21 protein-coding genes are annotated in these 26,258 nt (G+C 60.4%); 7 read left to right on the top strand and 14 right to left on the bottom strand.

Going from position 1 to position 26,258, the window contains the following annotated elements; translation table 11 throughout:
- Positions 1–115: 115 nt before the first annotated feature.
- The 7 genes from ACA067_RS26335 to ACA067_RS26305 form a co-directional block, all read right to left on the bottom strand.
- On the bottom strand, positions 116–3,151 hold the full coding sequence (locus tag ACA067_RS26335) for a multidrug efflux RND transporter permease subunit (protein ID WP_497459176.1): 3,036 nt from the start codon (positions 3,149–3,151) through the stop codon (positions 116–118).
- 13 nt (positions 3,152–3,164) lie between these two features.
- Positions 3,165–4,313 (bottom strand): efflux RND transporter periplasmic adaptor subunit, encoded by a 1,149-nt coding sequence (locus tag ACA067_RS26330; RefSeq protein ID WP_497459175.1) that lies wholly within the window; start codon positions 4,311–4,313, stop codon positions 3,165–3,167.
- 391 nt (positions 4,314–4,704) lie between these two features.
- Positions 4,705–5,802 (bottom strand): DUF1513 domain-containing protein, encoded by a 1,098-nt coding sequence (locus ACA067_RS26325; protein WP_497459174.1) that lies wholly within the window; start codon positions 5,800–5,802, stop codon positions 4,705–4,707.
- Positions 5,803–5,816: 14 nt separating this feature from the next.
- Positions 5,817–6,881: an imelysin family protein gene (locus ACA067_RS26320; protein ID WP_497459173.1), complete on the bottom strand. Its 1,065-nt coding sequence runs from the start codon at positions 6,879–6,881 to the stop codon at positions 5,817–5,819.
- 27 nt (positions 6,882–6,908) lie between these two features.
- Positions 6,909–8,336: a di-heme oxidoreductase family protein gene (locus tag ACA067_RS26315; protein WP_497459172.1), complete on the bottom strand. Its 1,428-nt coding sequence runs from the start codon at positions 8,334–8,336 to the stop codon at positions 6,909–6,911.
- A 266-nt stretch (positions 8,337–8,602) separates the two neighbouring features.
- Positions 8,603–9,955, bottom strand: coding sequence for an imelysin family protein (locus tag ACA067_RS26310; protein ID WP_497459171.1), 1,353 nt, complete (start codon positions 9,953–9,955; stop codon positions 8,603–8,605).
- 239 nt (positions 9,956–10,194) lie between these two features.
- Positions 10,195–12,246, bottom strand: coding sequence for a putative bifunctional diguanylate cyclase/phosphodiesterase (locus tag ACA067_RS26305; protein ID WP_497459170.1), 2,052 nt, complete (start codon positions 12,244–12,246; stop codon positions 10,195–10,197).
- 1,375 nt (positions 12,247–13,621) lie between these two features.
- Between ACA067_RS26305 and ACA067_RS26300 the strand changes: the two genes are divergently transcribed.
- A complete protein-coding gene (locus tag ACA067_RS26300; protein ID WP_497459169.1) occupies positions 13,622–13,888 on the top strand; it encodes a DUF6124 family protein in 267 nt (88 codons plus the stop codon).
- A 226-nt stretch (positions 13,889–14,114) separates the two neighbouring features.
- On the opposite strand, the gene ACA067_RS26295 is transcribed toward ACA067_RS26300, so the two are convergent.
- From ACA067_RS26295 to ACA067_RS26285, 3 genes are all read right to left on the bottom strand, one after another.
- Positions 14,115–14,711, bottom strand: coding sequence for a superoxide dismutase (locus tag ACA067_RS26295; protein ID WP_497459168.1), 597 nt, complete (start codon positions 14,709–14,711; stop codon positions 14,115–14,117).
- A 176-nt stretch (positions 14,712–14,887) separates the two neighbouring features.
- Entirely contained in the window at positions 14,888–15,490 is a 603-nt protein-coding gene (locus tag ACA067_RS26290; RefSeq protein WP_497459167.1) for a LysE/ArgO family amino acid transporter, read from the bottom strand.
- Between the two features lie 5 nt (positions 15,491–15,495).
- The gene (locus tag ACA067_RS26285) at positions 15,496–15,897 is read right to left on the bottom strand and encodes an ACT domain-containing protein (protein WP_497459166.1); all 402 of its coding nucleotides are present in this window, start codon (positions 15,895–15,897) and stop codon (positions 15,496–15,498) included.
- A 96-nt stretch (positions 15,898–15,993) separates the two neighbouring features.
- Here ACA067_RS26285 and ACA067_RS26280 point away from each other — a divergent pair, with 96 nt between their 5' ends.
- The 4 genes from ACA067_RS26280 (at position 15,994) to ACA067_RS26265 (ending at position 20,001) form a co-directional block, all read left to right on the top strand.
- Positions 15,994–16,893, top strand: a complete 900-nt coding sequence (locus ACA067_RS26280; protein ID WP_497459165.1) for a LysR family transcriptional regulator ArgP — start codon at positions 15,994–15,996, stop codon at positions 16,891–16,893.
- Between the two features lie 96 nt (positions 16,894–16,989).
- Positions 16,990–17,982, top strand: coding sequence for an NAD-dependent epimerase/dehydratase family protein (locus ACA067_RS26275; RefSeq protein ID WP_497459164.1), 993 nt, complete (start codon positions 16,990–16,992; stop codon positions 17,980–17,982).
- Positions 17,983–18,089: 107 nt separating this feature from the next.
- A complete protein-coding gene (locus ACA067_RS26270; protein ID WP_497459163.1) occupies positions 18,090–19,004 on the top strand; it encodes an ATPase in 915 nt (304 codons plus the stop codon).
- Positions 19,005–19,152: 148 nt separating this feature from the next.
- Positions 19,153–20,001, top strand: a complete 849-nt coding sequence (locus tag ACA067_RS26265; protein ID WP_497459162.1) for a cache domain-containing protein — start codon at positions 19,153–19,155, stop codon at positions 19,999–20,001.
- Between the two features lie 134 nt (positions 20,002–20,135).
- On the opposite strand, the gene ACA067_RS26260 is transcribed toward ACA067_RS26265, so the two are convergent.
- Positions 20,136–21,653, bottom strand: a complete 1,518-nt coding sequence (locus tag ACA067_RS26260) for an MDR family MFS transporter (protein ID WP_497459161.1) — start codon at positions 21,651–21,653, stop codon at positions 20,136–20,138.
- A 324-nt stretch (positions 21,654–21,977) separates the two neighbouring features.
- Here ACA067_RS26260 and ACA067_RS26255 point away from each other — a divergent pair, with 324 nt between their 5' ends.
- Complete coding sequence (locus tag ACA067_RS26255) at positions 21,978–22,874, top strand: helix-turn-helix domain-containing protein (RefSeq protein WP_497459160.1); 897 nt, start codon at positions 21,978–21,980, stop codon at positions 22,872–22,874.
- A 9-nt stretch (positions 22,875–22,883) separates the two neighbouring features.
- Here the strand turns inward: ACA067_RS26255 and ACA067_RS26250 are convergent, their stop codons facing one another.
- Both ACA067_RS26250 and ACA067_RS26245 read right to left on the bottom strand, forming a co-directional pair.
- Positions 22,884–23,060 carry a hypothetical protein gene (locus ACA067_RS26250; protein ID WP_497459159.1) on the bottom strand — a complete coding sequence of 59 codons (177 nt, stop codon included), beginning with the start codon at positions 23,058–23,060 and terminating at the stop codon, positions 22,884–22,886.
- A 269-nt stretch (positions 23,061–23,329) separates the two neighbouring features.
- Positions 23,330–24,235: a LysR family transcriptional regulator gene (locus ACA067_RS26245; RefSeq protein ID WP_497459158.1), complete on the bottom strand. Its 906-nt coding sequence runs from the start codon at positions 24,233–24,235 to the stop codon at positions 23,330–23,332.
- Positions 24,236–24,456: 221 nt separating this feature from the next.
- Between ACA067_RS26245 and ACA067_RS26240 the strand changes: the two genes are divergently transcribed.
- Positions 24,457–25,335, top strand: a complete 879-nt coding sequence (locus ACA067_RS26240) for an MBL fold metallo-hydrolase (RefSeq protein WP_497459157.1) — start codon at positions 24,457–24,459, stop codon at positions 25,333–25,335.
- A 6-nt stretch (positions 25,336–25,341) separates the two neighbouring features.
- Here ACA067_RS26240 and ACA067_RS26235 read toward each other — a convergent pair whose 3' ends face one another.
- Entirely contained in the window at positions 25,342–26,223 is an 882-nt protein-coding gene (locus ACA067_RS26235) for a LysR substrate-binding domain-containing protein (protein WP_497459156.1), read from the bottom strand.
- Positions 26,224–26,258: the final 35 nt, after the last annotated feature.

Here is a 26,258-nt window from a genome sequence, read left to right as displayed (position 1 = left end):
CAGTGTCTCAAGACTTGCACCAACCCCTGTAGGAGCCGGCTTGCTGGCGATGGTGTGTCAGTCGACACTAACGTAGCTGACACACCATCGCCAGCAAGCCGGCTCCTACAGTGGGTTATGCGTTTACAGGTTTGTCGGGTTTTGCCAGCAATGTGTACACGCACGGCAACACAAACAGCGTAAACAGTGTCCCGATCGACATCCCCGTAGCGATCACCATACCGATGTCGAACCGGCTGACCGCGCCCGCACCGGTGGCGATGATCAACGGCACCATGCCGAACACCATGGCCGCGGTTGTCATCAACACCGGACGCAGTCGAATGGCCGCGGCTTCCTCCACCGCCTCGCGCGCTGTCAGCCCTTTGTCCTTGCGTAACTGATTGGCGAACTCAACGATCAGGATCCCGTGTTTGCTGATCAACCCGATCAATGTCACCAGGCCGACCTGGGTGTAGATGTTCATGCTCGACCAGCCCAGGAACAACGGAATCAACGCGCCGCAGATCGACAGCGGCACGGTGACCAGAATCACCAGCGGGTCGCGGAAGCTTTCGAACTGAGCGGCCAGTACCAGGAAAATGATCGCCAAGGCCAGGGCGAAGGTGACCCACAACGCACTGCCTTCCTGGACGTATTGCCGTGATGCGCCGGCGTAGTCGAAGGCATAACCCAGCGGTGCCTCTTCCTGGGCGATCTGGCGTACGGTGTCGATGGCTTCGCCCATGCTGACCAGTGGGACCCCGGAAAGAATCGCCGAGTTGAGTTGCTGAAACTGGTTCAGTTGCCGTGGACGCGCCCGGTCGGTCACGGTGATCAGGGTCGACAGGGCCAGCAGTTCGCCCTGGGTATTCTTGACGTAATAATTGTTCAGCCAATCGGGGTTATCCCGGAAAGGTCGCTCGACCTGCGCGATGACTTTGTAGCTGCGACCTTCGATGGTGAAGCGGTTGATCTCCGCTTCACCCAGCAACGTCGCCAGCGTGCCGCCCAGATTCTGCATGGACACGCCCATCTGCGCGGCTTTGGCGCGATCGATATCCACCACCACTTCGGGCTTGTCGAAGGCCAGGTCGAGGTCGACAAAGGCGAACTTGCCCGATTCCAGCGCGCGCTTTTTCACCCGGTCGGTCACTTGCAGCAGCGACTCGTAGTCGTTGGCGGAGTTGATGACGAACTGAAACGGCAAGCCCTCGCCAGTCCCCGGCAGGGAGGGCAGGTTGAAGCCGAAAATCTGTAGCCCGGGAATGCTCTCCAGTTTGCTCTGGACCTCGGGCAGGATCTGCATTTGCGTGCGGCTGCGCTCGTTCCACGGCTTGAGCAGGAAACCGCCGATGCCCGATTGCACGCCGTTGAAGCCATTGATCTGGAACGAGGAGTAGTACTCGGGAAACGCCTTGAAAATCGTGATGAACTCGTCAGTGTAGGCGCTCAGGTAGTCGAGGTTGGTCGGTTGCGGGGCATTGGCCATCATGAAGATAATGCCCTGATCCTCATCCGGTGCCAGTTCCGACTTGGAGAACTTGAGCAGTACCGGGATCAGGCACAGCACGATCACCGCGAACACCAGCACCACCGGCCGGGTGTTGAGCGTGCCGTGCAGCAGGCTCTGGTAACGACGCTTGAGGCCTTCGAAAATCAGGTCCAGGCGATGGGCCAGGCCGCTGGGGTTTTCATCGTGGCGCAGCAAGAAGGCGCACATCATCGGCGACAGGGTCAGGGCGACGACTCCCGAGATCACCACCGCCCCGGCCAGGGTCAGGGCGAACTCCTTGAACAGCGCCCCGGTCAGCCCCGTCAGGAAGCCGATCGGCGCATAGACCGCGGCCAGGGTGATGGTCATCGAGACCACCGGCATGGCGATTTCCCTGGCGCCTTCGATGGCCGCATCCAGCGGCGTCTTGCCTTCTTCGATGTGTCGGTGAATGTTTTCCACCACCACGATGGCGTCGTCCACCACCAGGCCGATGGCCAGGACCATCGCCAGCAGGGTCAGCAGGTTGATCGAGTACCCCATCATCTGCATGAAGAACATCACGCCGATCATCGACAGCGGGATGGTGACCACCGGGATCACCACCGAACGCAGCGCACCGAGGAACAGGAACACCACCACAATTACGATCAGCACCGCTTCGAACAGGGTTTTCACCACTTCGTCGATCGAGGCCTGGATGAACAGCGTGGCGTCGTAAGCAATTTCACCCTTGAGGTTCGGCGGGAGCTGGGCTTCCAGGTCCGGCATGATCTTGCGCACTTCCTTGATCACGTCCAGCGGGTTGGCGCCGGGTGTCGCCTTGATGCCGATGTACACCGAGGGTGTGCCACCGAAGGAACTGATGGTGTCGTAGTTTTCCGCGCCCATTTCCACCCGCGCGACATCCCTGAGCAGTACGCGACTGTCGCCATCTACCTTGAGCGGAATCGTGGCAAAGGCTTCGGCGGACTTGAGCTCGGTATTGGCGTTGATGCTGGTGACCACGTACTCGCCTTTCACTTCGCCGGCGGCGGAAAGGAAGTTGTACTGGCGCACGGCGTCGGTGACGTCGCTGGCGCTCAGGCCGAAACCGGCCAGTTTCACCGGGTCCAGCCACAGGCGCATGGCGAAGACCTGGTTACCGAGAATCTCGGCTTCGGCCATGCCTGGCAAGGTCGCCAGTTTTGGCTGGATGACCCGCGACAGGTAGTCGGTAATCTGCGGGTTGCTCAACTCCTTGCTGAAGAAACTGATGTACATCAGCGCCGAGGCGTCGGCGGCTTCCTTGCTCAGGACCGGGTCTTCGGCGTCCTGGGGCAGCTGGTTCTTCACTTCGTTGGCCTTGGCCAGCAGCTCGGTGAACAAGCGATCGCTGTTGGCGCCGATGCGCGCGTAGATCGAGATCACCGAGAAGTTCTGGCGACTGACCGAGGTCATGTAGTCGATGCCCTCGGCGCTGGCCAGGCTCTGTTGCATCGGTTGGGTGATGTAGCCCTGGATGGTCTCGGCGTTGGCCCCGGGGTAAGCCGTGGTCACCGTGATCAGGGCGTTTTCCATTTGCGGATACTGGCGCAGTGGCAGCTTGCTCCAGGCCTGAAAGCCCAGCAGCACAATCAACAGGCTGACCACGGTGGCGAGCACCGGGCGGCGGATGAACGGGTCGGTAAAAGCCATAGGGGGTCCTTGATCAATCCGCGCGCGGCGGACTGTTCTTCTCGGCTAAAGTCTTGTCGTCGCTGATGGCAATGTGTGCACCGTTGTCCAGTTTGATCTGGCCGGCCGTGACCACTTGCTCGCCGCTCTGCACACCTTTGGTGATCATCACCTGCCCATCACGGCGCTCGCCGGTTTCGATGAACCGCCGTTCGGCGATCAGGATCGGTTGGCCCTTGTCGTCTTTTTCCGGGCTGCCGTCTTCGGCTTTTTTCTGCGCGACGACGTACAGCGAATTGCCGTAAAGGGTGTAGGTGATCGCACTTTCCGGCACGACGATGCGCGGCTGCGGATCGGGCAACATCACCTGCAGGCTGGCGAACATCCCGGGCAGCAGCTTGCCGTTGGGGTTGGCCAGGGTTGCGCGGACCTGAACGTTGCGCGTGCTGTTTTCGACTTTCGGGTTGATTGCCGTAATGGTGCCGTGGAAGTTTTCCGCCGGATAGGCCGAGGCAATGACCTGCACCGGCTGCCCGATGGCTATCTTCGGCACTGACTGCTCGGGCACGAAGAAGTCGACGTAGAGACTGCTCAGGTCTTGCAGGGTGGCAATCATGGTGCCGCTGGCCACATAGTCGCCGACGTCCACCTGGCGAATGCCGATGGTGCCGCTGAACGGCGCCAGGATGCTTTTTTTGCCCAGCGCCGCCTTGAGCTGATTGACCGTGGCCTTGCTCTTTTTCAACACCGCCGAGAGTCGGTCGAATTCGCCTTTGGAAATGGCCTGGCTGCCCACCAGTTGGCTACCGCGACCGTAATCGAGTTGGGCCAGCCCGAGGTCGGCCAGAGCGGTTTCCAGCAAGGCACTTTCTACGGCGCTGTCGAGTCGCAGGAGTGGTTGACCGGCCTTGACCTTCTGCCCTGACTCGAACTGCAAGTCGATGACGGTGCCATCGGTCTCCAGGCTCAGGTCCACGCCTTGCAGGGCCTTGAGCGTGCCAACGGTTGGCAGACGGTCTTGCCACGGCTGTTCGGTGGCCGTGGCCACAGCGACATTGATCGGCGGTTTCGGCGCGGAAAAGCCCTGAATCATCGTGTAGATGGAGAAGGCTTTGTAACCGGCCAGGACCAGCACGATCAGCAGAACAACACCCAACATGATCAACATGCGGCGACGCAGCATATTTCCACTTCCTTGGAGAAAATCAGGGCATACAGTCCGGCACATTACTCCGAGTGCGTAGGTGATTCCAATGGATGTTTTCCGGGTTTCCCCGATCCCTGTAGGAGCCGGCTTGCCGGCGAAGGGGCCCTTGAACATGGCGCTGTTCTTGAGATTGCCTTAGGAGCCGGCTTGCTGGCGAAGGGGCCGCTGGATGTTGCGGTGATCTTGAGATCGCCTTCGCCGTAGGAGCCGGCTTGCTGGCGAAGGCGTCACTGGACATTGCGCTGATCTCAAGGCCGCCTTCGCTGCGGTGCGGCGATCCGACAAGCCAGCTCCTACAGGGGTACGCATTCCAATGTAGGAGCTGCCGAAGGCTGCGATCTTGGCGGCATCAGCAACGCCGCAATTCCTAAATCAGATGAAGGTGGTTATCCCAGAGCCCCGCAGGCAGCTCCAGCGGTTTGGCAACAAGGCTGGTCTGGCGGCAATCGTAGTACCGGCACCGTCCTTGACCCGAGGTCACGACAAACCCGTCGGCCACCGCACCGACCCCGGCGCAATCGGGGAGCGGCGCATCCAGGCGCACCTCACCGCTGTCCAGGTCCCAGATGAAAAACCGGTTGCCCCGTGGCGCGGTCAAGGCGACCAGCCGCAGTTCGCCATGCACCGCGACACTGGCAGTGTAGTGCCCCATGGCCTGCAATTGATGCTCGGGCACAGGGAAGGCCACGAATGGCTGCCCCGGCCGTTTGATCGCCAGCAGTTCCGATGATTCGTGGGACGGGCCCATGAACTGCTGGCCGGCGACGATGGTGCCGTCGCTGGCGATCCCCAGATGGCGCACGCTGTTCATTGGCTGGGCGAGGGTTTCCTTGCTCAGCAGGGTGCCATCGCGTTGCATCAGCACCAGGCTCGGTTCCATGGCGTCGAGGTTCATTTCGACCCGACTTTCGGCCTCGGTACGGATGCCGCCGTTGGCCACCACCAGGGTTTCGCCATCGGGCATCCACGACACTTGATGCGGGCCGATGCCATGGGTAGACATCTCGCCGCTGTGCACCAGACGTTCACCTTCGAACCGGTACACGCCCAACAAGCCGCGACCGGGATCGGAGGTGTCATTCTCGGTGGCGTACAGCCAGTCGCCGCTCTGGTGAATCACCGCATGACCGTAGAAATGCCGGTTCGGCTGCGAGGCCACGGTTTGCAGCAGCGCACCGTCGCGCAGGTCGATCAGATAGCTCTCGGTGCCCGGACGACGGGCGACGAACAGCGCAATCGGCAGCGTGGGGTGGTTGATGATGTCGTGGCAGCGCTGGCCGACCCGGGTGGCGAACACCCGGGTGCCGTCCAGCCGATAACCGACGGCGTAGTGCTTGCCGTCGCCATCGTCCCGGGCCGAGAGCAGCAGCGGGCTTTTATCCTTCTGCCTGAACAGCGTCCAGCCGCCCAGTGTCACCGCACCCAGCAGCAAACTCCCTAACGTCAGAGCCTGGCGTCGCAGCATGGCACTTGCCCTCATCAGTCACCGTCGTTGGCGTTGAAGCCCAGTTGGATGCCCAGCGCCTTGGCCAGTTCGCCTTCGTGCAGGCGGTGGACAACGTTGAGGCTGTCGTAGATATCGTTGAGTTGCTGGCGGCCGGCATCATCGTTGAGCATTTCAGTCAGCGAACGCTGGTTGCTGGCGAACAGATTCAGGGATGCGGCATACGCGGCGTCGATCTTGTCGGTCAAGGGTTTCTGCTCGCTCGGCAACAGGCCGCGCAGGCCTTTATTGTCGACCCCTTCCCACACGGTCCTGGCGGCGGCGAGGCTGGCTTCCAGGCCCGTCAGGGAAGACTGGCTGCGCCATGCATCGGCCTGGAACGGTTGCGGCACACCCTTGCTCTGGCGGCCCATCGGCGTGCCGAGCTTTTTCTTCAGGCTGTCGAGGGCGGTGACTTGCACCCGCAGCAAGTCGGCGATGGCTTCGTGGGAATCGGCGTAACGCGGGTTCGGGAACTTGCTCATCTGCGCGAGCATGCCATCGGTATTGTTCCAGCCTTTGAGAATATCTTCGGCCAGTTGTTTCTGACGCTCGCCAATCGCGATCAGCAGCGGGCAGTACTTGGCTTTCTGTTCAGCGTTGGCCACATCAGGCTTGCTGTCGAACAGGATGTATTCATAGGCGGACAGGCCTTGCACCACAACGCTGGACTTGGCCAGGGCGGCGGCATCGATTTGCGGCTGAGCGGTGACCAGTTGCTCGACCTGACGACCGACGAGGTTTTTCTTGTCCGGCCAGAACTGGACCTGCCAGGCGCGATTACCTTCGGCCAGCGGCCCGATCAGTAGAGGCTGCAGCTCGGCCCAGGCTTTTTGCGCATGCAGGAAATCGGCGCGGGCGGTGTCGAGGTCTGCCTTGCCTTCGCAGTAGGCGAGGGCGCTGACGGCCAATTGGCGATCAGCTTCAACCCAGCGGGTGTAGGTCGGCAGGATCACCGATTTGGCGATGGCCGCCGAGGTGACCGCTTGCGGGTCTTGGGGTGAGCAGGCACCCAGGGCTAGCGCGGCAAGGCTGGTGAACAACAATTTGGGACGGAACATGTCGGGCTCCCGCTTGAGGAATAGGTATTAAAGGGAATTCAAGAACGCCAGCAACGCAGCACGCTGCCCGGCATTGAAAGACAAAACCTGTTGCTGCGCCGCTTGTGCTTCGCCGCCATGCCAGAGCACGGCTTCGAGCAGGTTGCGGGCGCGGCCGTCATGCAGGAATTGGGTGTGGCCACTGACCGCCTGCGTCAGGCCGATGCCCCACAAGGGCGGCGTGCGCCAGTCGCGGCCGCTGGCCTGGAACTCGGTGCGGTTGTCGGCCAGGCCGTCGCCCATGTCATGCAGCAGCAGATCGCTGTACGGGCGAATCGCTTGATTGGCCAGCTCAGGTTCGGCGGCGTTGGCGGCGGTGGTGTACTTGGGGGTATGACAGGACTGGCAGCCGGCCTGGAAAAACAGGTTCTTGCCGGCCAGCACTTGCGGTGTGCCGACATCGCGGCGAGCCGGTACGGCGAGGTTACGGCTGTAGAACAGCACCAGGCGCAGGATGTTATCGCTGACTTCGGGCTCGCCAGCCGGGCCATTGCCGTTGGGTGCCTGCTTGCACGCGGTTTGCCCGTCGGTGCAATCATCGACAGGGCGTAGACTTGTGGTGAGGCCCATGTCGCCGGAAAACGCGTGCACATTCTGCTGGTTGAGGTTCGGCTGCCCGGCCTTCCAGCCAAAGCGCCCGAGGACGGTTTTCTGCTGCGCGTCATCCCAGACCCGGTTCGGGCGCCCGGCAATGCCATTTTTTTCGCGGGCCTGGGCCTCGGCATTGGCCAGGATCGCCTCTTCGGGAATCGCTTCGAGCAAACCCAGGCCGATCATCGGCGGCGCTACCCTGGCCGAGAAACGGGTATCGGGATGCATCGGTCCGTAGCCGAGCTGGGTGATCTGCAATGTCGGTTTGCGCAATTGGACTTCGGTGCCGTCCGTGAAACGGATCGGCACCGGCGTGTAATCGACCCGCACCTTGCCTTCCGGGACGATGCCGGGCACGGCCATGTCCTGGAACTGCCCGCCGTAGACCGGCTCCGGGACGACACCGAGCCGCTCGATGACCTTGGCGTAGGCCGGCGTATCGGGAATCGACAGGCGCACCAGCATTGACACGGCATTGGGTGCGTCAGGCGCGGGCGGATGACCGCGGCCGTCCTTGATGTGGCAGTTCTGGCAGGCGTTGGTGTTGAACAAGGGGCCGAGGCCATCCCGGGCGGTGGTGGTCGACGGGGCGATCACCCACGGGTTGCGAAAGAAGCTGTTGCCGACGCTGAAGTCCACGCGCCGGGAGGGCGGCAGGTTGGCGGAGGGCAGGGAAAATGAATTGTGATCGGTCTTGCGCACGGTCGCGCTGCCACCGGACCGGGCTTCACCGGGTTCGGCCTGGGTGAACTTCGGGGCGTCATCGCAGGCACTCAGGCCCAGGGCCAGCAACAGTGCGGACAAGCGAAGAGGCAGCGAGGGCATCAGACATCCTGCAAGACGAGCAAAACAAGGGCGCAAAGTCTAACAGGGCAGGGGGGATTGAATAAGAGGAATTATCGTTTGGTTGATGTGTGTCAGATGATCGTTCCCACGCTCCGCGTGGGAATGCCTCAACGGACGCTCCGCGTTCGGCTCTGGATGGGACGCGGAGCGTCCCGGGCTGCATTCCCACGCAGAGCGTGGGAACGATCGCCGTGGGGGAATGAAAAAGGCGACCCGCAGGTCGCCTTTTGTTCAGCCAGTGTTGATCAGAACTCGTGATCAGCGTTGTCCGGGTTCAGGTCGCTGATGCCCAGTTTGCCAGCGGCCGCTTCGATCGAGCCGGTCTGCTTGACCAGGGAAGCGATAGCGTCACGGACGATCTGGTTGCCAGTGGTGTTGCCGGCGGCGATCAGTTGGTCGTAGTGCTCACCCTTGTTGGCGTGATCGACGATGATCTGCATCTTCGCTTCGGTCGCCGCCAGGTCGGCCTTGAGTGCGGTGTCGGCAGCCGGGTCAGCCTTGGCCACCAGGGACGACAGGCTGGCGCCGGCCATCTTGCTGCCGTCGACACGGGTGTATTCGCCCAGGTAGACGTTACGGATGCCCTTGGCATCGTAGAACTGCGAGTTATGGGTGTTGTCGCTGAAGCAGTCGTGTTCGTCTTCCGGGGAGTTGGCTTCCAGGGAAACCTTCATGCGCTCACCCGCCAGTTCGCCCAGGGACAGGCTGCCCATGCCGAACAGCATTTTACGCAGGCCGCTTTCAGCCGGTTCCGCTTCCAGGGTGGCGCGGTAGTTGTCGGCCACGTTCGGCTTCCAGTTACCGACCATCTCTTCCAGGTCGTTGACCAGCAGCTGGGTCACGGATTTCAGGTAAGCGCGACGACGCTCGTTGTGACCGCCGGTTGCGCCGGTGCCTTCCAAGTAGTCGGAAGCCGGACGGTTGCCGGCGCCAGGGCCGGTGCCGTTCAGGTCCTGACCCCACAGCAGGAATTCGATGGCATGGTAACCGGTGGCGACGTTGGCCTCGGAACCGCCCAGCTCGTTCAGGCTGGCGAGTTTTTCCGGGGTGATGTCCTTGACGTCGATCTTGTCTTCGCCGACCTGAACTTCAGTGTTGGCGATGATATTGGCGGTGGCGCCCGGGTTACCCAGTGCGTGTTCGTAGGACTTGTCGACGTAGTCGATCAGGCCTTCGTCCAGTGGCCAGGCGTTCACCTGACCTTCCCAGTCGTCGATGATGGTGTTGCCGAAGCGGAACACTTCGCTCTGCAGGTAAGGAACACGAGCGGCAACCCAGGCGGCCTTGGCGGCTTTCAGGGTGTCGGCGTTCGGCTTGGCGAGGAAGGCGTCGACGGCGGATTGCAGGGTTTTCGCGGTGGATTCGGCATCGCTGTAAACGGCGAAGACGATGTCGGCGTAATGCGCGACAACGGCTTTGGCGGCGGCTTCGTCGACTTTACTAGCAGCAGCAGGCGCAACAGCCGGAGCCGGCGCCGTGGTGGTGGCGGCTGGAGTAGGCGCTTGCGGAGCGGCAGCCTTGTCTTTGCCTTCGCCACAACCGGCGAGGGAAATAGCGATGGCCAACAGACTGGCGGTAGCCAGAGGCATACGAATCATGGCGAACATCCTGCTTCGAGAGGGGGTGGAATGGCGCAATAAAGGCGCAAAACTGCGACATAATGCAAATCTTTCGCATTATGTGTAAAGGGTTGTAGCTGGAAATATTTCTTATTCACGCGGGAGTTGTGTTGTTTGGATCAAGAGATCGCAGCCTCGTTTCACTCGACAGCTCCTACAGAAGCACACGGTCCATGTAGGAGCTGTCAAGTGAAACGAGGCTGCGATCTTTTGATCTTCTACAAAATAGCGGCGTTACTGCGCTGAGCCTGTTTTAAATAAGCGCTCAACTCCCGCGCCGGTAATGGCTTGCTATACAGATAGCCCTGACCCTCATGACAACCCTCGGAAATGATGTAGGCCTCCTGCTCCGGGGTTTCCACGCCTTCGGCGATCACCTGCATGCCCAGGCTCTTGCCCAGCTGGATAATGGCCCGAACGATGGTCGCATCGTCGTCGTCGTCGAGCAGGTCCTGCACGAAGCTCTTGTCGATCTTGATCTTGTCCAGCGGCAGGCTTTTCAGATAGCTCAATGACGAATAACCGGTGCCGAAGTCGTCGATCGCGATCAGTGCACCGGAGCGGCGCAGGCTCAGCAGGTGCTGGGCGGCGGTGCTGATGTCTTCCATCAGGCCGGTTTCGGTGACTTCCAGTTCCAGGCTGCGCGGTGGCAGGCGATACATCTGCAGCAGGTTGTTGACCACCCGTGGCAGTTCGGCGTGGTGCAACTGCACGGTGGACAGGTTGACCGCCATGCGCAGGTCGGCGAAACCCTGGTCATGCCAGTCGCGCAACTGCTTGCAGGACTGATCCAGTACCCATTCACCGATGGCGATGATGGTGCCGTTTTGCTCGGCCAGCGGGATGAACAATTCGGGTGGTACCATCCCGTGCTCGGGATGCTGCCAGCGAATCAACGCCTCGACGCCCACCACCCGGTGATCGCGGTAGCTGATCTGCGGTTGGTAGACGAGGTAGAACTGGTTACGGGCCAGGGCATCGCGCAGGTCTTTTTCCAGTTCGCGACGGCGGCGCATCTCGGTGTCGACGCTGGCGATATAGAACTGATACCGGTTGCGCGAGCGGGTCTTGGCCAGGGTCATGGTCTGCTCGGCCTTTTGCAGCAGCTTCTCGGTGCTGTTGCCGTCCTCGGGGAACAGGGTGATGCCGATGGTGGCGCGCAGGCGGATCTCCTGATGATCGAGGGCGAACGCCGCTTCCAGGTCATCGAGAATGCTTTGGGCCAGCTCGGCCGCTTCGTAGGGTTGTTCGATATCGGCCTGAACCAGGGCGAACTGGTCGCCTCCCAGGCGGGCGAGGGCGCCGAGACGACCGCTGTGGGCCCGCAGGCGATCGGCCAGGGCCAGCAGCAGTTGGTCGCCGGTCTGGTAGCTGAACTGTTCGTTGATGCCCTTGAAGTCATCGAGACCGACACAGAGCACCGCGACCCGCCGTTGCAATTTGCCGGCGTCAGTCAGGATTTTGTCCAGTTGCTGCTGTAATTGCTGACGGTTTGGCAGGCCGGTGAGGAAATCGTACTGGGCCATGCGCAGCAGGCTGTTTTCCGCCTCGTGACGCAGGTGGGTGTTGCGCTCGATGGACTCGAGCAACTGATTGGCCGTGTTGATCCAGATCCCCAGTTCGTTTTTCTCGTGGCCCTTGAGCTGTGGAATCTTGTGTGCGCTGGGACGATCCGGATTGATTTCGGTCAAGTGCTCGATGATGCGCGACAGCGGTTTGGTCAGTAGCCAGTGGTAGACCAGGTACAGCACCAGTGCCATGGCCAGGGCGCGCAATACCCCGGAAATGAAGATGATCACCGAACTGACGATAAACCCCTGGCCGTAAGTCGCGGTGTCGAGGGTGATGCTCAGGTCGCCGTAATATTCGCTGTAAGGGCCGCGACCCACCAGTTGGGTGGTGAAGGTGCGTTCCTTGCCCAGGATCAGGTCGGTCAGCCAGCGACTGTTGGATTGCTGCAACTCACGAGACTTTTGCGCGAGCATGGCCTCGTTGGGATGGCCGATGGAGGCCTGGCGCACGGCGTCGTCCTGGAACAGGCCTTCGATGACCTGCATGCCCATTTCCCTGTCCAGGCTGTAGACGGCCTGGGTCGAGGGGTCGCGGAACATGTCGAGGATGCGTTGGGCATCGCCGGCCACGGCCTGGCGCGTTTTATAAGCATCGAAAACGATCTGCGCGCAGCTCAAGACCACGCCGACGATCAATGCCGACAGGAGTACGACCCGGAGCAACTTCACCGACAAGCTGTTCTTGAGTTCCAGCTTCAAAGAGTCATTCCTTGTTCCGTGCGGGTAGCATCAAGTTGCCATGAGTATTGGCAATCCGGTGATGGCAGTCAAAGGGACAATCCAGCACAGGGGCATTTGCCTGTGGGTTGGCCGAAATGCTGTTGCCGGGCGTAATTTCCCTATTCGTACTGTGTCGGTTGTTGAGTCCTTCAACTTGAGGGGGGATTTTGACTTATTTTCCTTCTGGTAGATGTTAGACGGCTGTGGCGTTGGGGCAAGGGGGTGAATGCTGGTTTCATTGTGGGAAATTGGCGAAGGCTGGGTTTTTTGATTTTGATCTTGGCGGCCTTTGGGCCGACCAGGTTCTTGGTGGTTGAGTACATATCCGTTGCTGCGGTAACGGCCGCTTATGGTTTCGCTCTTACAGCGAGTCCCTTTTGGCAAACGCCCCAAAAGGAACCAAAAGGTCTCGCCCCGGCGTCCGGCCCCTCGCTAAGGCTCGGCGTTCCTTCGCTCCGGTATCCATCCGGGGACACTGCCCTCCGGTCTGCTTCGCGACGACCTACATGCAGCGTGTTCGACTGCGTCGAACGGCGCTGCGCGCCACTCCCCGGATGAACACCTCCACTCAGCCTCCCGAAGGGGCGGGTGGATCAAGATCAAGAGCTGCAGGCGAGCTAACGCTCGGCCTGTTGAGTGGTGGAGAGCGTTGGTGTACGCCGATCATTGTAGGAGCTGGCTTGCCAGCGAAGGCGGCCTACCAGCCGACCAATCTCTGCCGGATGTACGCTGACCCCCTGTAGGAGCTGCCGAAGGCTGCGATCTTTTGATCTTGATCCTGGCGGTCTGCCAGCCGACCTGATGTCACGGATGTACCCGGCCCCTTGTAGGAGCTGGCTTGCCGGCGAAGACGTCCTGACAGCCGACCTGGATTTTATGGATGTACCCGGAACCCTTGTGGGAGCGAGACCGGCTTGCCGGCGAAGGCGGCCTGATAGCCGACCAATCAATTCCTGCTGCCCCCGATTGATCATTCCCAAGCTTGCGAGCGGGAACGACGCCAGGGACGCTCCGCGTTCCGCTTTTACGTGTTTAAGCACATGTAAAAACGCCAGACTTTTCCCACACAGTTTTCAGGTTGTCCGTCGGAAGCGGACTCAATAGCCTCTAACTGTCGCTGAAAACTCAGCGATCGGGCGTGAGAACCCGGCAAATTATGGTCATCCAGTGCCAGTAACCGCATAATCGCCGCCAGCTTATCCGCTGGCCGTCGATGCGTTATGGCGGCTGTGTGCGGGCAGACTTCGGTCTGGCCGGGTGTCCATAACCGGTTTTCTCACCTCGCACATAGCTGCCACCACTTCGCCGTGTGAGAAACGGCAATGGGTGGCGCCACTGCAAAAGGATTGTTTTAATGGACAAATTAATTCCCGATCCCCCCTTCGAAACCGCCAGACCCTATCGCCCCAACACCCTCTTCATGATCGTCCCGGACATGGACACTGAATCCCTCCTCGCCCACGCCTGCGAGTCATTAGCTTCAGCCAACGTCATCGCCAGTGATTTCGCCACCTACCTGACCGGCCCTCAACGCAGCACTGCGCTGGCCATTGCGCAGATCATCATGCTGGCGGAACTGGCGGTAAATCGGGCGCTGGATAACGTCGATCCGCAGGGGTAGACAGGCGCTCGTTCAGATGTATCGCGTTATCGTTCTTCGCGAGCAAGCCCGCTCCCACAGTTGATTTTCTGTGAACGCATATTTGTGAATGCCAGAGATTAAATGTGGGAGCGAGCTTGCTCGCGAAGGCGGCCGGACAGACGACCCATTATTTATGGATGTATGCTTTTCATACGCCATAAAAAAACCCGGCTAAAAAAGCCGGGTTTTCTGACTGGCATCGATCTTAAGCGGTGAAGGTTTTGCCTTCGAACTGCTCAGCCACGAACTTCCAGTTGACCAGGTTCCAGAACGCTTCGACGTACTTCGGACGCAGGTTGCGGTAGTCGATGTAGTAGGCGTGTTCCCAGACGTCGCAGGTCAGCAGCGGGGTGTCGCCGCTGGTCAGCGGGTTGCCGGCGCCGATGGTGCTGGCCAGGCCCAGGGAGCCGTCGGCTTTTTTCACCAGCCAGCCCCAACCGGAACCGAAGGTGCCGATGGACGTCTTGCTGAATTCTTCCTTGAACTTGTCGAACGAACCGAAGGAAGCATTGATCGCGTCAGCCAGTGCGCCGGTTGGTTGACCGCCGGCGTTTGGCGCCAGGCAGTTCCAGTAGAAAGTGTGGTTCCAGACCTGAGCGGCGTTGTTGAAGATGCCGCCCGAGGAAGTCTTGACGATTTCTTCCAGGGTCTTGCCTTCGAACTCGGTGCCTGGCACCAGGTTGTTCAGGTTCACGACATAGGTGTTGTGGTGCTTGTCGTGGTGGTATTCCAGCGTTTCCTTGGAAATATGCGGCTGCAGGGCATCGTGTGCGTACGGCAGCGGCGGCAATTCGAAAGCCATGATGATTCTCCTAATCAGGTCAGTTGCGGTGAGCGCAAGGCCGATCACGGGCGGCCAAACTAGCGCCGGGGAGTTTGTACTCTTTGCGGCGCAGGGTTCGGATCATAGCACCGGGGGTGCGGCATAACCACGCAACAACTGTGTGGAATAGAGGTTCCAGAGCCTTTTGGAATAAATCAACCGGCGCTGATTAACTGGAACGCTACGGTGAACATCATCACGGCCACCATCAGGTCAAGAATTCGCCAGGTGCTCGGCCGCGCCAACCACGGCGCCAGCCAGGCAGCGCCGAGCGCCAAGGTGAAAAACCACAACAACGACGCACTTGCCGCACCCACGACATAGGCGCCGGGTTCCGTTTGTTGGGCACCGAGGGAGCCGATCAGCAGCACGGTATCCAGATAGACATGCGGGTTGAGCAGGGTCACGGCCAGAGCGCTGAGCATGACTGCCCGAAGTGAGCGGACCGTCTGGTTTTCGCCTTGTTGCAGACTTTGTTTCGAGCAGGCCCGACGCAGCGCCAGGCTGCCATACCACAGCAGAAACGCCGCGCCACCCCAACGGGCAATGGCCAGCAGGGTCGGGTTCTGCGCCAGCACCGTCGCCAGGCCAAAGACCCCGGCCGCCACCAGCAACGCATCGCACGTCACGCAGAGCGCCGCCACCGGCAGGTGATGTTCGCGCCGCAGGCTCTGGGCCAGCACAAAGGCGTTCTGGGTGCCGATCGCCATGATCAGCCCAGCGGCCACCAACAGGCCGTTCACATAGCTTTGCCACATAAGGTTTACTCCGCGTTGGCTGCCAGATCCCGCAGCACCTGCATGGCCCGTTCGGCATCGGCCAGGCCGACGAACAGGTGATCGTGGTAGTAGCCGGCGACCACGTTGCAGCTGACCCCGGCCTGGCCCAATGCGGTGGCGAACGCGGCGGTCAGGCCGATGGCTTCGAGGGCCGAGTGCACGTTCAGGGTGATCCAGGCCGCGAGGTAGTCGAAACTGAAACCGGCCCTCTCGGCGTGGGAACGTTCGAGAATCACGGTCAGCCCTTCCTGTTCGCGGAAACTGCCGACGATCTCAAGGCCAGCAGGCAGCTTGCCGTCGCGCAGGGTGCAGAACACGTATTCGCCGGCGTTGAGTTGCGGGCTCATGCTGCGCAGCAGGGTTGCTAATGAAGTTTCGCCAGCCATGTCGGTGTGCCTTGTTCAAGAGTGCTTGCTGGCTATTCTCCGGTGCATCGTTGTATAAGAAAAACCAATAGTGCTGATCGCTCATTAGGAAAACTGATGTTCGACTATAAATTGCTTTCTGCCTTGGCCGCGGTGGTCGAGCAGGCTGGATTCGAACGCGCGGCGCAGGTGCTGGGTTTGTCCCAATCGGCTATTTCCCAGCGCATCAAGTTGCTGGAGGCGCGGGTTGGCCAGCCAGTGTTGGTACGGGTGACGCCGCCCGCCCCGACGGACATCGGCCGACGGTTGCTCAACCATGTGCAGCAGGTGCGTTTGCTTGAGCGGGATCTGCAAACGTTGGTACCGGCGCTGGACGAAGAAGGGCTGCCGGAACGCCTGCGCATCGCCCTGAATGCCGACAGCCTGGCCACCTGGTGGGCGGTGGCGGTGGGCGACTTCTGTGCCGAACAACATTTGCTGCTGGACCTGGTGGTCGAAGACCAGACCGTCGGCCTCAAACGCATGCGCGCAGGCGAAGTGGCGGCCTGCGTCTGCGCCAGCGAGCGCCCGGTGGCTGGCGCGCGCAGTGTGTTGCTGGGTGCGATGCGCTACCGCGCGCTGGCCAGCCCGGCCTTCATTGCCCGACATTTTCCTGAAGGTGTGCGTGCCGATCAGTTGGCCCGAACCCCGGCGCTGGTATTCGGTCCGGATGACTTCCTGCAGCATCGCTATCTGGCCTCTCTGGGCGTGGACGGCGGTTTCGAACACCATTTATGTCCATCGTCCGAAGGCTTTATCCGTCTCACGGAGGCCGGCCTGGGTTGGGGACTGGTGCCTGAGCTGCAGGTGCGCGATCAATTGGAACGAGGCGTTTTGCGCGAGCTTTTGCCCGATAGGCCGATCGATGTGCCGCTGTACTGGCATCATTGGCGCAATGGCGGTCAGCTGTTGGGGTTGCTCACCGATCAATTGGTGCGCTCATCGAAGCAATGGCTGGTGCCCTGGGAGCAGCCTTGAGCGTCAAGCTGCAAGCTGCAAGTAAAGCGCTTGCGGACCGTTTTTAACTTGCAGCGTGTAGCTTGAAGCTTGCACCTGCATTTGTTGGAGCAATTCATGAAGATTCTGGTTACCGGCGCCAGCGGTTTCATTGGCGGGCGTTTTGCGCGTTTCGCCCTGGAACAGGGCCTGGACGTGCGGGTCAACGGTCGCCGGGCCGAAAGTGTGGAGCACCTGGTGCGCCGTGGTGCCGAATTCATTCAGGGCGACCTGAGTGACCCGCAACTGGCGCGTGACCTGTGTTCCGGCATCGAAGCGGTGGTCCATTGCGCTGGCGCTGTCGGGTTGTGGGGGCGCTACCAGGACTTTCATCAAGGCAACGTACAGGTCACCGAAAACGTGGTCGAAGCCTGCCTGAAACAGCGAGTTCGGCGACTGGTGCACTTGTCGTCGCCATCGATCTATTTCGATGGCCGCGACCATCTGGGATTGACCGAAGAACAGGTGCCCAAGCGCTTCAAGCATCCCTACGCGGCGACCAAATACCTGGCTGAGCAAAAGGTCTTCGGTGCCCAGGAATTCGGCCTCGAAACCCTGGCCCTGCGCCCGCGTTTCGTCACGGGTGCCGGCGACATGAGCATTTTCCCGCGGTTGCTGAACATGCAACGCAAAGGTCGCCTGGCAATAATCGGCAACGGTCTGAACAAGGTGGATTTCACCAGCGTGCAGAACCTCAATGAAGCGTTGCTCAGCAGCTTGCTGGCGACGGGCTCAGCCTTGGGCAAGGCCTACAACATCAGCAACGGTACGCCGGTGCCGTTGTGGGATGTAGTCAATTACGTGATGCGCAGGATGGACGTGCCGCAGGTCACCCGCTACCGTTCCTTCGGCCTGGCCTACACCGTGGCGGCGCTCAACGAAGGCGTGTGCAAGCTGTGGCCGGGCCGCCCCGAGCCGACCCTGTCGCGCCTGGGCATGCAGGTCATGAACAAAAATTTCACCCTGGACATCAGCCGGGCGCGGCATTATCTGGATTACGATCCGAAGGTCAGTCTGTGGACGGCCCTGGATGAATTCTGCGGCTGGTGGAAGGCCCAGGACATTCACTGAAAAAAGTCTGTAATGAACCGCGTCCGGACGGCAGGGTCAATCGGTGCGGCAGTGGGGGTTATACTCGCCGCATCAAGCCATCACCGCGTTCCACAAAGGTTGACTCAATGTCCATGCGTAACGATGCCAACGACGACTTCGACGATGTACCGAGCCTGCGTGCCGACAGCCTCGACGACGATGATTTTGTGCCCACCACTCGCACCTCGGTGCGTTCGCGCACGACCCCAGTGGTCAAGGTCAAAAGTCCGAGCACCGGCCCGTTGTGGGCGCTGGTCGGCGCCTTGTTCTTTGCGTTCGCCGGCCTTGCCTGGTGGAGCTTTCAGCAAATCTCGCTGATGGAACAGCAACTGGTGGCGACCCAGGAAAGCTTCGCCCGTATCAGCGAGGACGCGGCGGGGCGCCTGCAGGACATTTCCGGCAAGGTGGTCGCCAGCCAGACCAATGTCAGCAGCGACAGCGAAGCGCTGAAGCTGCAGATCAAACAGCTGGAAAGCAAACTTCAGGACCAGGGCAAGCAGCAGCAAGGTGTCGCCGGCCAGACCTCCGAGCTGGACAAGCGTCTGGCGCAAATGACTGCGCAAACCACTGAACTGGACAAGCGTCTGGCGCAGATGACTACGCAATCCACCGAGCTGGATAAGCGACTGGCGCAGTTGGCCACCCAGAACACCGAACAACAGAGCGCCAACACGCAATTGCAGGCGCAGGTCAAAGCGTTGGACGGTGAATTGGCCGCGCTGAAAAGTGCCCCGTCCGACACCAGCAAGATTGACGCTCAGCTGAAAAGCCTCGGCGCCGACATCGCCGCGCTGAAGAAGCAAGGCAACCCGAGCGCTGCCATCGATCGTCTGGAACAAGACATGATTGTCCTCAAGAGCCAGCAGGACAATCGTCCGAGTGCGGCACAAGGCGCCACCACCGCCGAATTCGACGCCTTCCGTGGCCAGGTCACGCGCAACATCAACACCCTGCAGGCGCAGATTCAGAATCTGGCGCAGCAGCTGCGCGCCCGGCCGTAATAGTCTGGCTGTGGCGAGGGAGCCTCCTCGCCACAAGGCACTTCACAAGACCCATGCTCACCATAGTGAGCTGGGTTCCCCGGAATATTCGTACATATCCCCAAGCCGTCTACGCTCTTGAAACACCGACAAGAACGAGGAATGCGCAATGGGGGTTTTGCATAAGTTGGCCTTGCTGGGCGCGATGGTTTTGCTGTGTCTGGGCCAGGCTCAAGCCGCCGGAACGGAAAAGGATGACAGCCGGGCTGCCATTGCCTTGCTGGAAAAGGCCCTGGCCTACTACCACGACAATGGCGACAAGGCCTTCGCTGCGTTCAGCCGCCAGGGCGAGTTCGTCGACAAGGATCGTTATGTTTTCGTGGTCGACACCAAGGGCGTGATGCTCGCCAGCGGCGGGCCGTCTTCGGCGTTGATTGGTCGTGACGTGTCCGATGTGCTCGGGCCGGATTTGCAGAAAGCCTTCAAGGATGCCTTGAAAGTACCCGAGGGTAACGGTATTCAGCAAGCGGAGTACCGTTGGCAGAACCGGTCCGACGGCAAGATCGAACGCAAGCATGTGTTCTATCAGCGCGTGGGTCAGAGGATCCTGGCGGTGGGGTATTACCTGCCACGGGCGTCGGCGGAGCAGGCGATGGCCTTGCTGAACAAAGCGGCGACCGATCTGGCCAAGGACGAGAAGGGTACGCTGGAGGCGGTCAACTCCCTCAAGGGCGGTTACTTGGAGGATGACTTGTATGTGTTCGTCGTTGACCTGAACAACCAGCGTTACGTTGCCCATGGCACCAGTTTGCGGTTGATCAACACCGATTTCGGCCAGATCAAGGACCCGGAGGGCAAGGCGGTGGGCGAGCCGATTCTGGCGCTGATGGCCAAGCAGGATTATGGCGAATATGAATATCGCTGGAAAAATCCGGTGACCGGCAAAGTCGAGGACAAGCATGCCTACCTGAAAAAGGTCGGGCATTTTCTGGTGGCTGTGGGGTATTACAGCCCTTGAATGGCGGTGACTGACAGACCGCATTCGCGAGCAAGCCCGCTCCCACATTTGATCGATGTGTACACAAATTTTGTGTACACCCAAAATCCACTGTGGGAGCGGGCTTGCTCGCGAATGCAGGCGACTCGGTTTATCTACCGAACCTTGTCCTCCCGCCCCCGCAACACCCTGTTCGGCATGGCAATCGCCGCTGCCAGCCCCAGCAGCGACACCGCCGCACTGACCATCAGCAAATGCCGAAAGGTCAGCAACAATTCCGCTCGCAAGGCATTCTGCGCATCTCCCGGCGCAGCGTTCAAGCCGTCCAGCAAGACATTCCCCGAGCTGCCCTCGGCAACTATTGACGAGCCGGCCAGGTGGGCGAAACCCGAATCCTGCAACAGCGCCAGTAACAGCGCCGACATCAATGCCACGCCCACGGCGCCACCCAACGAGCGGAACAGGTTGGTGGTGCTGGTGGCCACACCGATGTCGCGCTGATCCACCGCGTTTTGCGTCCCCACCAACGAAGTCGGGAACTGCATGCCGGAAGCGATACCGCTGAGTAACATGAACAGGCTGCTCAGCAAAAAGGCCTGGGGCGGACTGAACGCCATGCCAAGAATCGAAACCGGCATGAGCACGGCGCCGGTCAGGATCATCGGTTTGTATCGTCCGGTCACCGAGGTTCGGCGCCCGGCGAAATACGCCCCGATCGGCAAGCCTATGGCCAATGGCAGCAGGTGCAGCGCGGCACTGTCGGCCCCGGCGCCAGTGACGCTCTGGAAGCGCAGTGGCATCAGCACAATCAGTGAGATCGCCTGGAAACTGGTGAAGAAAATCGTGCACCAGCACAGGACCGCACTGCGGTTGGCGAACAGATGCATCGGCAGCAACGGCTCCCGCGCACGACGCTCATGCCAGACAAACAACCCCAGGACCACGACCGAGCAGGCGAGCAGGCCCACTACTTCGGCACTGCGCCAGGAATGGCCCTGGCCGACCTCGGTGATGCCCAGCAACAATGTGGTAAAACCGATGATCATCAATAACGTGCCGAAGTAATCGATGATCGGTTTGCGCTGCGGCACCGGCAGCCCTACCAGTGTGTGATTGGCCACCAGCCATGCGCCCAGGCCCAGCGGCAAATTGATCAGAAACACCCAGCGCCAGGATAGGTATTCAGTCATGTAGCCACCGAGCACCGGTCCGGCGACGCTGGCCACCGCGTACATACTGCTGAAGTAGCCCTGATAGCGACCGCGTTCCCGAGGTGGAACGATATCGCCGATGATCGCCTGGCTGACCGAAATCATCCCGCCCGCACCGATACCCTGGAGAATCCGCGCCAGCACCAGTTGCTCCATGCTCTGTGCCAGGCCGCAGAACAACGAAGCCAGCGTGAACAAGCCCATGCCGAACAACATCAACTTGCGGCGGCCGTACAGATCGCCCAATTTGCCGTAGATCGGCACTGCAACTGTCATTGCCACCATGTAGCCGGAAATGACCCAGGCCAACAGGCTGACGTCCTTGAATTGCGCGGAGATGGCCGGCATCGAAACGGCGACGATGGTCTGGTCCAGTGCGCCGAGAAATATTGCCAGCATCAGGGCGATCAACACGCTGCGAATGGCCGGCTTGGGCGTATCAGGCTGGTTGAGGTTGGTCACGGTATAACCTGCGGGCAGTGATTGACACCCGCCAGGAGCAAGGCGAGCGGGTAAGTGCTCGCCAGTGTAAGTCGGTAGCAGGCTATTCGATAGCCTCGTACGGAAGTCCGTCGTCATTTTCTGCAAGGGTTTTTTCGACCCGGCTCGGAGTCGACAAAAGACTCGAGTGCCGACTCGGCGATGCGCGGATAATTTTTATGGACCGGATGCTTGCATTTTTCACTTGCGGGTCTGTCCATTGAAGGTGAAAACTGAGCCGAAACCTGTACATTCTGCCAATCGGTGCGATTATCGCCCGCCACCCCTGAGGCCTGGATTGAAGTGATGAACAAGCCTGACCTGCCTTCGATTCCAGTGTTCAAGCTCTATGGTGAAAGCCTGGACTGGCCGACCCCGGACTTGCTGCACTGTGAAACCATTTCCAAACGCAGCCGCGAACACCAATGGGAAATAAAACCCCACCGTCACGCCGATTTATGCCAGTTGCTCTTCGTATTCAAAGGTCAGGCAGAGCTTGAAATCGAAGGCAAACGTACGCAACTGACTGAACCGGCGATCCAGATCCTGCCACCGCTGTCGGTGCACGGCTTTCGCTTCTCCAAAGATGTCGAAGGGTTTGTCGTGACCCTCGCCGCGCCGCTGGTCGCCCATCTGCAGGCGCAACTGGGCAACGCGGTGAACGCCCTGGCCCAGGCTGACAGTTATCCCGCGAGCAAGGACGGCGAGTACCTCAACAGCCTGTTTGTCGCGCTGCAAAACGAGTACACCGGCCATCAACCGGCGCGCGAGATGCTCATGCATTCGCTGGTCAGTGTGATCATGGTGTGGGTCAGCCGTCAGGTGCTTCAGCGCCGCTCCGCCAGCCAGCGTCCGCAGCGAGCCCGGGAATACCTCAACGGTTTTATCCAGTTGGTGGAAGAAACCTACCGCCAGCACGTCAAGGTCGAAGACCTGGCGCATCGGCTGGGGATCTCCGTGTCCCACCTCAACGGCACATGCCGTGAACTGGCGGGGCAACCCGCATTGCAGATCATGCATGAACGTCAGTTGCTGGAGGCCAAGCGCTTGCTGACCTATACCAGCATGACCATTTATGAAATGTCCGACGTGTTGGGGTTCTCCGATCCGACCAACTTCACGCGCCTGTTCCGACGCCGGGTGGGGATCTCGCCCAAGGCTTTTCGCGACCGCTTGAAGGCCGATCAGGGCAACGAGACCTGATCCCCTTTGTCAACGGAGGGCGTTGAGGGTCGCGTTATGGGGCATGCAGCGCTCGAAGTTACAGCTCGCGGCTTCACGGGGCAGTTGGCGCAACTGCTCGACGCGCCAGGCCGCCGTGCCATACAGCGCAAGCGTGGCTGCGCAGGTGATGAAAATCGCGAGGTACCTTCTTGTTTTGATGTTCATGGCGCTGACCTCTGAACGAATACCCTTGGGTATTACATTGAGCATAGGTCAGTGCCCGTGAGATGCCAGTGAAGCGGTCTGCGTATGTAACCCGGTATTCAGAACGATGATTCCCGCTGTAACGCTGATGTCCCCCGTTGATGCTCTCTGTAAACGCTGACGCCTCCTGTAGGAGCTGGCTTGCCAGCGAAGGCGTCGTCACTTCCAACATTGATGCTGACTGACCCTCCGCTTTCGCTGGCAAGCCAGCTCCTACAGGGGGGACGTGTTTACAGGCAGATATCCCACGCCGGTTCTTCCGGAAACCGGAGCACCAGAAAATCCAGCATGCTGCGCAACGTCGCCGGCATGTGCTTGCGTGAGGCATACACCGCGTACATGTTCATCTGCCGCGGCTCGGCCTCGGGCAGCAGGCGAATCAGTTCGCCGCTGTGGATATGCACACCGGCCTGGTAACTGGGCAACATCGCCACGCCGGCACCGGCCAGGGTGGCGCGCAGTAGCGTGCTGGCTTCGTTGGCGCTGATGTTGCCCTGCACCGGTACTGATACCTGCTCGCCGTCCTGCTCGAAATGCCACAGGCTTTTGCCGAAGTAAGTGTGGGTCAGGCAATTGTGCTGGCTCAGGTCCTCGACCCGTTGCGGTGTCGGGTGCTCACGCAGGTAAGCAGGGGAGGCGCAGATCACCGAGCGGCAGACCGTCAGCCGCCGGGCTATCAGGTTCGGGTCCAGGTCATTGCTGGTGCGAATCGCCAGGTCGATGCGCTCATCCACCAGGTTCACCGTGCGATCGAGCATTTGCAAATCGACGCTGACGCCGGGGTAGCGCTTGACGTACTCGGCCATGGCGTCCGCCAGTTGCGCCTGGCCGAACGAGGTGCTGACGCTGAGGCGCAGCAGGCCGCGCGGCGCATCGTCCGGTTCGCTGACGGCGGCCTGCATGTCCGCGGACAGCTCGAGCATCTGCCGACAGCGGGGCAGGAGTTCGCTGCCGGCGGCGGTCAGGCTCAACTTGCGGGTGGTGCGGTGCATCAAGCGCGCGCCGACCCAACCCTCCAGCTCCGCCAGGTACCGGGAAACCACCGGGCGCGACAGATCCAGGTGATCGGCGGCGGCCGACTGGCTACCGAGGTCGACCACCGTGACGAACACCTGCATTGCTTGTAGACGATCCATGATTTGCCCGATTTCAGAAACAAACTATGTCCCAGCATCGCATTTTTTGTATCGAGTCTGGCAACTATGCTCTGTCCGAGGTAGGAGCTGACGAGTGAAACGAGGCTGCGATCTTTTGATCTGCGTTTTCAAAAGCAAGATCAAAAGATCGCAGCCTCGTTTCACTCGACAGCTCCTACAGAGCCATCGGCCAACCCTGGCCATCGACAACGGAGCAACAGATGATCGGCTTCACAACTCTCAAGCACATTTTGCTGGCCGCGGTCACTCTCGGTTTCGCGGCCCACGCGGCGGCATCGACCTTGACCCTGGATGTCTACAACCCCGGCGACAAAGCAATCTTCCCGGTGACTTCGGTGCTGGTCAGCGGCGAGAAGGACGCGATCCTGGTGGACGCGCAATTCGGCAAATCCCAGGCCGAACAGGTGGTGGAGAAAATCCGCGCCAGCGGCAAACGACTGACCACCATCTATATCAGTCACGGTGACCCGGATTACTACTTCGGCCTCGACACCCTGATCGCTGCATTCCCCAATGCCAAGGTGCTCGCCTCGCAGCCGACCGTGGATCACATCAAGAAAACCGTCGACGGCAAACTGGCGTTCTGGGGGCCGAAAATGGGCGCTGACATGCCGGCCAAAACCATCGTGCCGAACGTGCTAAAGAGCGACGGCCTGATACTTGAAGGGCAGAAATTGCAGGTGATCGGCCTGGACGGCCAGCAGCCGGATCGTACTTTTGTATGGATCCCGTCGATCAAGGCGGTGGTCGGCGGTGTGGTGGTGGCAGAAAACATTCACGTGTGGATGGCTGACACCCAAACCCCGCAGTCCCATGCCGATTGGCTGACGACGCTGCACACCATCGAATCCTTGAAACCGGATACCGTCGTGCCGGGTCATTACCTCGGTGAAAGCGCACGCTCCCTGGCCGCTGTGCAGTTTACCGCCAACTACATCAAGGTTTTCGACGAACAAACCGCCAACGCCAAAGACTCCGCCGCGCTGATCGCCGCGATGAAAAAACGTTACCCGAGCCTCGGTGAAGAAAGCTCCCTGGAGCTGAGCGCCAAAGTCGCCAAGGGCGAGATGAAGTGGTAACCCGATTCAGCGCGACTGGGCCTGCTCCACCAGCCACCCCATCAACTCGCGCAGTTTCGGCGAAGGTCCGGGTTTGTCGGGAAACACCAGGTAGTACGCCAACCCGGTTTTTACCTTCAAATCAAACGGCATGACCAGCCTTCCGGCACTCAGGTCGTCGCCAATCAACGACCAATCTCCAATCGCCACGCCCGTTCCCTGAGACGCCATAGACATCGCCAGGTCCAGCGTTTCGAAATGCTGGCCCTTGCCGACATTGCTCAGCTGAATATCCGCCGCTTTCAACCAGGCGTTCCAATCTCGCTCATCTCGCGTCGGGTGCAGCAGCAGGTGTTGTTGCAGATCGGCAGGTGATTGCAAGGCCATCGGCCCTTCGAGCATTGGACGGGAACAGACCGGCGTCAGTTGTTCGTCGAACAGGTGATAAGAGGCCCGCGCACTGTCCGGTGGCGCGCCATACATCACCGCCGCATCGAACTGTTCGCGATGAAAATCCACCCCATGCTTGACCGTGGTGGTCAGCTCTACCGGAACATCCGGACGTTCCCGTTGCCACTGCAACAGCCGCGGCAACAACCAGCGCATGACACAGGTCGGCGCTTTGAGTTGCAGGGTTTCGCGCTTCTCGCCGATCTGCTCCACCGCCTCGTCGATCAAGCCGAAAATCTGCTGGACCCGGGGCAGCCACTCCCGTCCTTGTGCGGTCAGGTCCAGGCCGCGGGCCTGGCGAATGAACAGTTCATAACCCAGATGATCTTCCAGTCCGGCGATCTGCCGACTCACCGCGCCTTGGGTGATGTACAGCTGCTCGGCGGCCCGGGTGAAGTTGCAGCACTGCGCGGTGATCAGAAAAGTGTGGAGCGCCGACAGGGGAGGCAATCGTTTCATTGGGATCCAAGGTATGACGTGAGGACATGGCTAGT

The sequence above is a fragment of the Pseudomonas sp. LBUM1674 genome (assembly GCF_059695635.1).
Note: the sequence above shows the minus strand (reverse complement) of the source record. Positions and strands in the feature narration are given on the sequence as shown.

Excerpts from the sequence above, each read along its gene's own strand:
- ACA067_RS26235 (WP_497459156.1), bottom strand. The coding sequence starts at position 26,223 with ATGAAACGATTGCCTCCCCTGTCGGCGCTCCACACTTTTCTGATCACC.
- ACA067_RS26315 (WP_497459172.1), bottom strand. The coding sequence starts at position 8,336 with ATGCCCTCGCTGCCTCTTCGCTTGTCCGCACTGTTGCTGGCCCTGGGC.
- ACA067_RS26265 (WP_497459162.1), top strand. The coding sequence starts at position 19,153 with ATGGGGGTTTTGCATAAGTTGGCCTTGCTGGGCGCGATGGTTTTGCTG.
- ACA067_RS26280 (WP_497459165.1), top strand. The coding sequence starts at position 15,994 with ATGTTCGACTATAAATTGCTTTCTGCCTTGGCCGCGGTGGTCGAGCAG.
- ACA067_RS26255 (WP_497459160.1), top strand. The coding sequence starts at position 21,978 with ATGAACAAGCCTGACCTGCCTTCGATTCCAGTGTTCAAGCTCTATGGT.
- ACA067_RS26310 (WP_497459171.1), bottom strand. The coding sequence starts at position 9,955 with ATGATTCGTATGCCTCTGGCTACCGCCAGTCTGTTGGCCATCGCTATT.
- ACA067_RS26270 (WP_497459163.1), top strand. The coding sequence starts at position 18,090 with ATGTCCATGCGTAACGATGCCAACGACGACTTCGACGATGTACCGAGC.
- ACA067_RS26330 (WP_497459175.1), bottom strand. The coding sequence starts at position 4,313 with ATGCTGCGTCGCCGCATGTTGATCATGTTGGGTGTTGTTCTGCTGATC.
- ACA067_RS26295 (WP_497459168.1), bottom strand. The coding sequence starts at position 14,711 with ATGGCTTTCGAATTGCCGCCGCTGCCGTACGCACACGATGCCCTGCAG.
- ACA067_RS26335 (WP_497459176.1), bottom strand. The coding sequence starts at position 3,151 with ATGGCTTTTACCGACCCGTTCATCCGCCGCCCGGTGCTCGCCACCGTG.
- ACA067_RS26320 (WP_497459173.1), bottom strand. The coding sequence starts at position 6,881 with ATGTTCCGTCCCAAATTGTTGTTCACCAGCCTTGCCGCGCTAGCCCTG.
- ACA067_RS26240 (WP_497459157.1), top strand. The coding sequence starts at position 24,457 with ATGATCGGCTTCACAACTCTCAAGCACATTTTGCTGGCCGCGGTCACT.
- ACA067_RS26325 (WP_497459174.1), bottom strand. The coding sequence starts at position 5,802 with ATGCTGCGACGCCAGGCTCTGACGTTAGGGAGTTTGCTGCTGGGTGCG.
- ACA067_RS26290 (WP_497459167.1), bottom strand. The coding sequence starts at position 15,490 with ATGTGGCAAAGCTATGTGAACGGCCTGTTGGTGGCCGCTGGGCTGATC.
- ACA067_RS26245 (WP_497459158.1), bottom strand. The coding sequence starts at position 24,235 with ATGGATCGTCTACAAGCAATGCAGGTGTTCGTCACGGTGGTCGACCTC.
- ACA067_RS26285 (WP_497459166.1), bottom strand. The coding sequence starts at position 15,897 with ATGGCTGGCGAAACTTCATTAGCAACCCTGCTGCGCAGCATGAGCCCG.
- ACA067_RS26300 (WP_497459169.1), top strand. The coding sequence starts at position 13,622 with ATGGACAAATTAATTCCCGATCCCCCCTTCGAAACCGCCAGACCCTAT.
- ACA067_RS26250 (WP_497459159.1), bottom strand. The coding sequence starts at position 23,060 with ATGAACATCAAAACAAGAAGGTACCTCGCGATTTTCATCACCTGCGCA.
- ACA067_RS26275 (WP_497459164.1), top strand. The coding sequence starts at position 16,990 with ATGAAGATTCTGGTTACCGGCGCCAGCGGTTTCATTGGCGGGCGTTTT.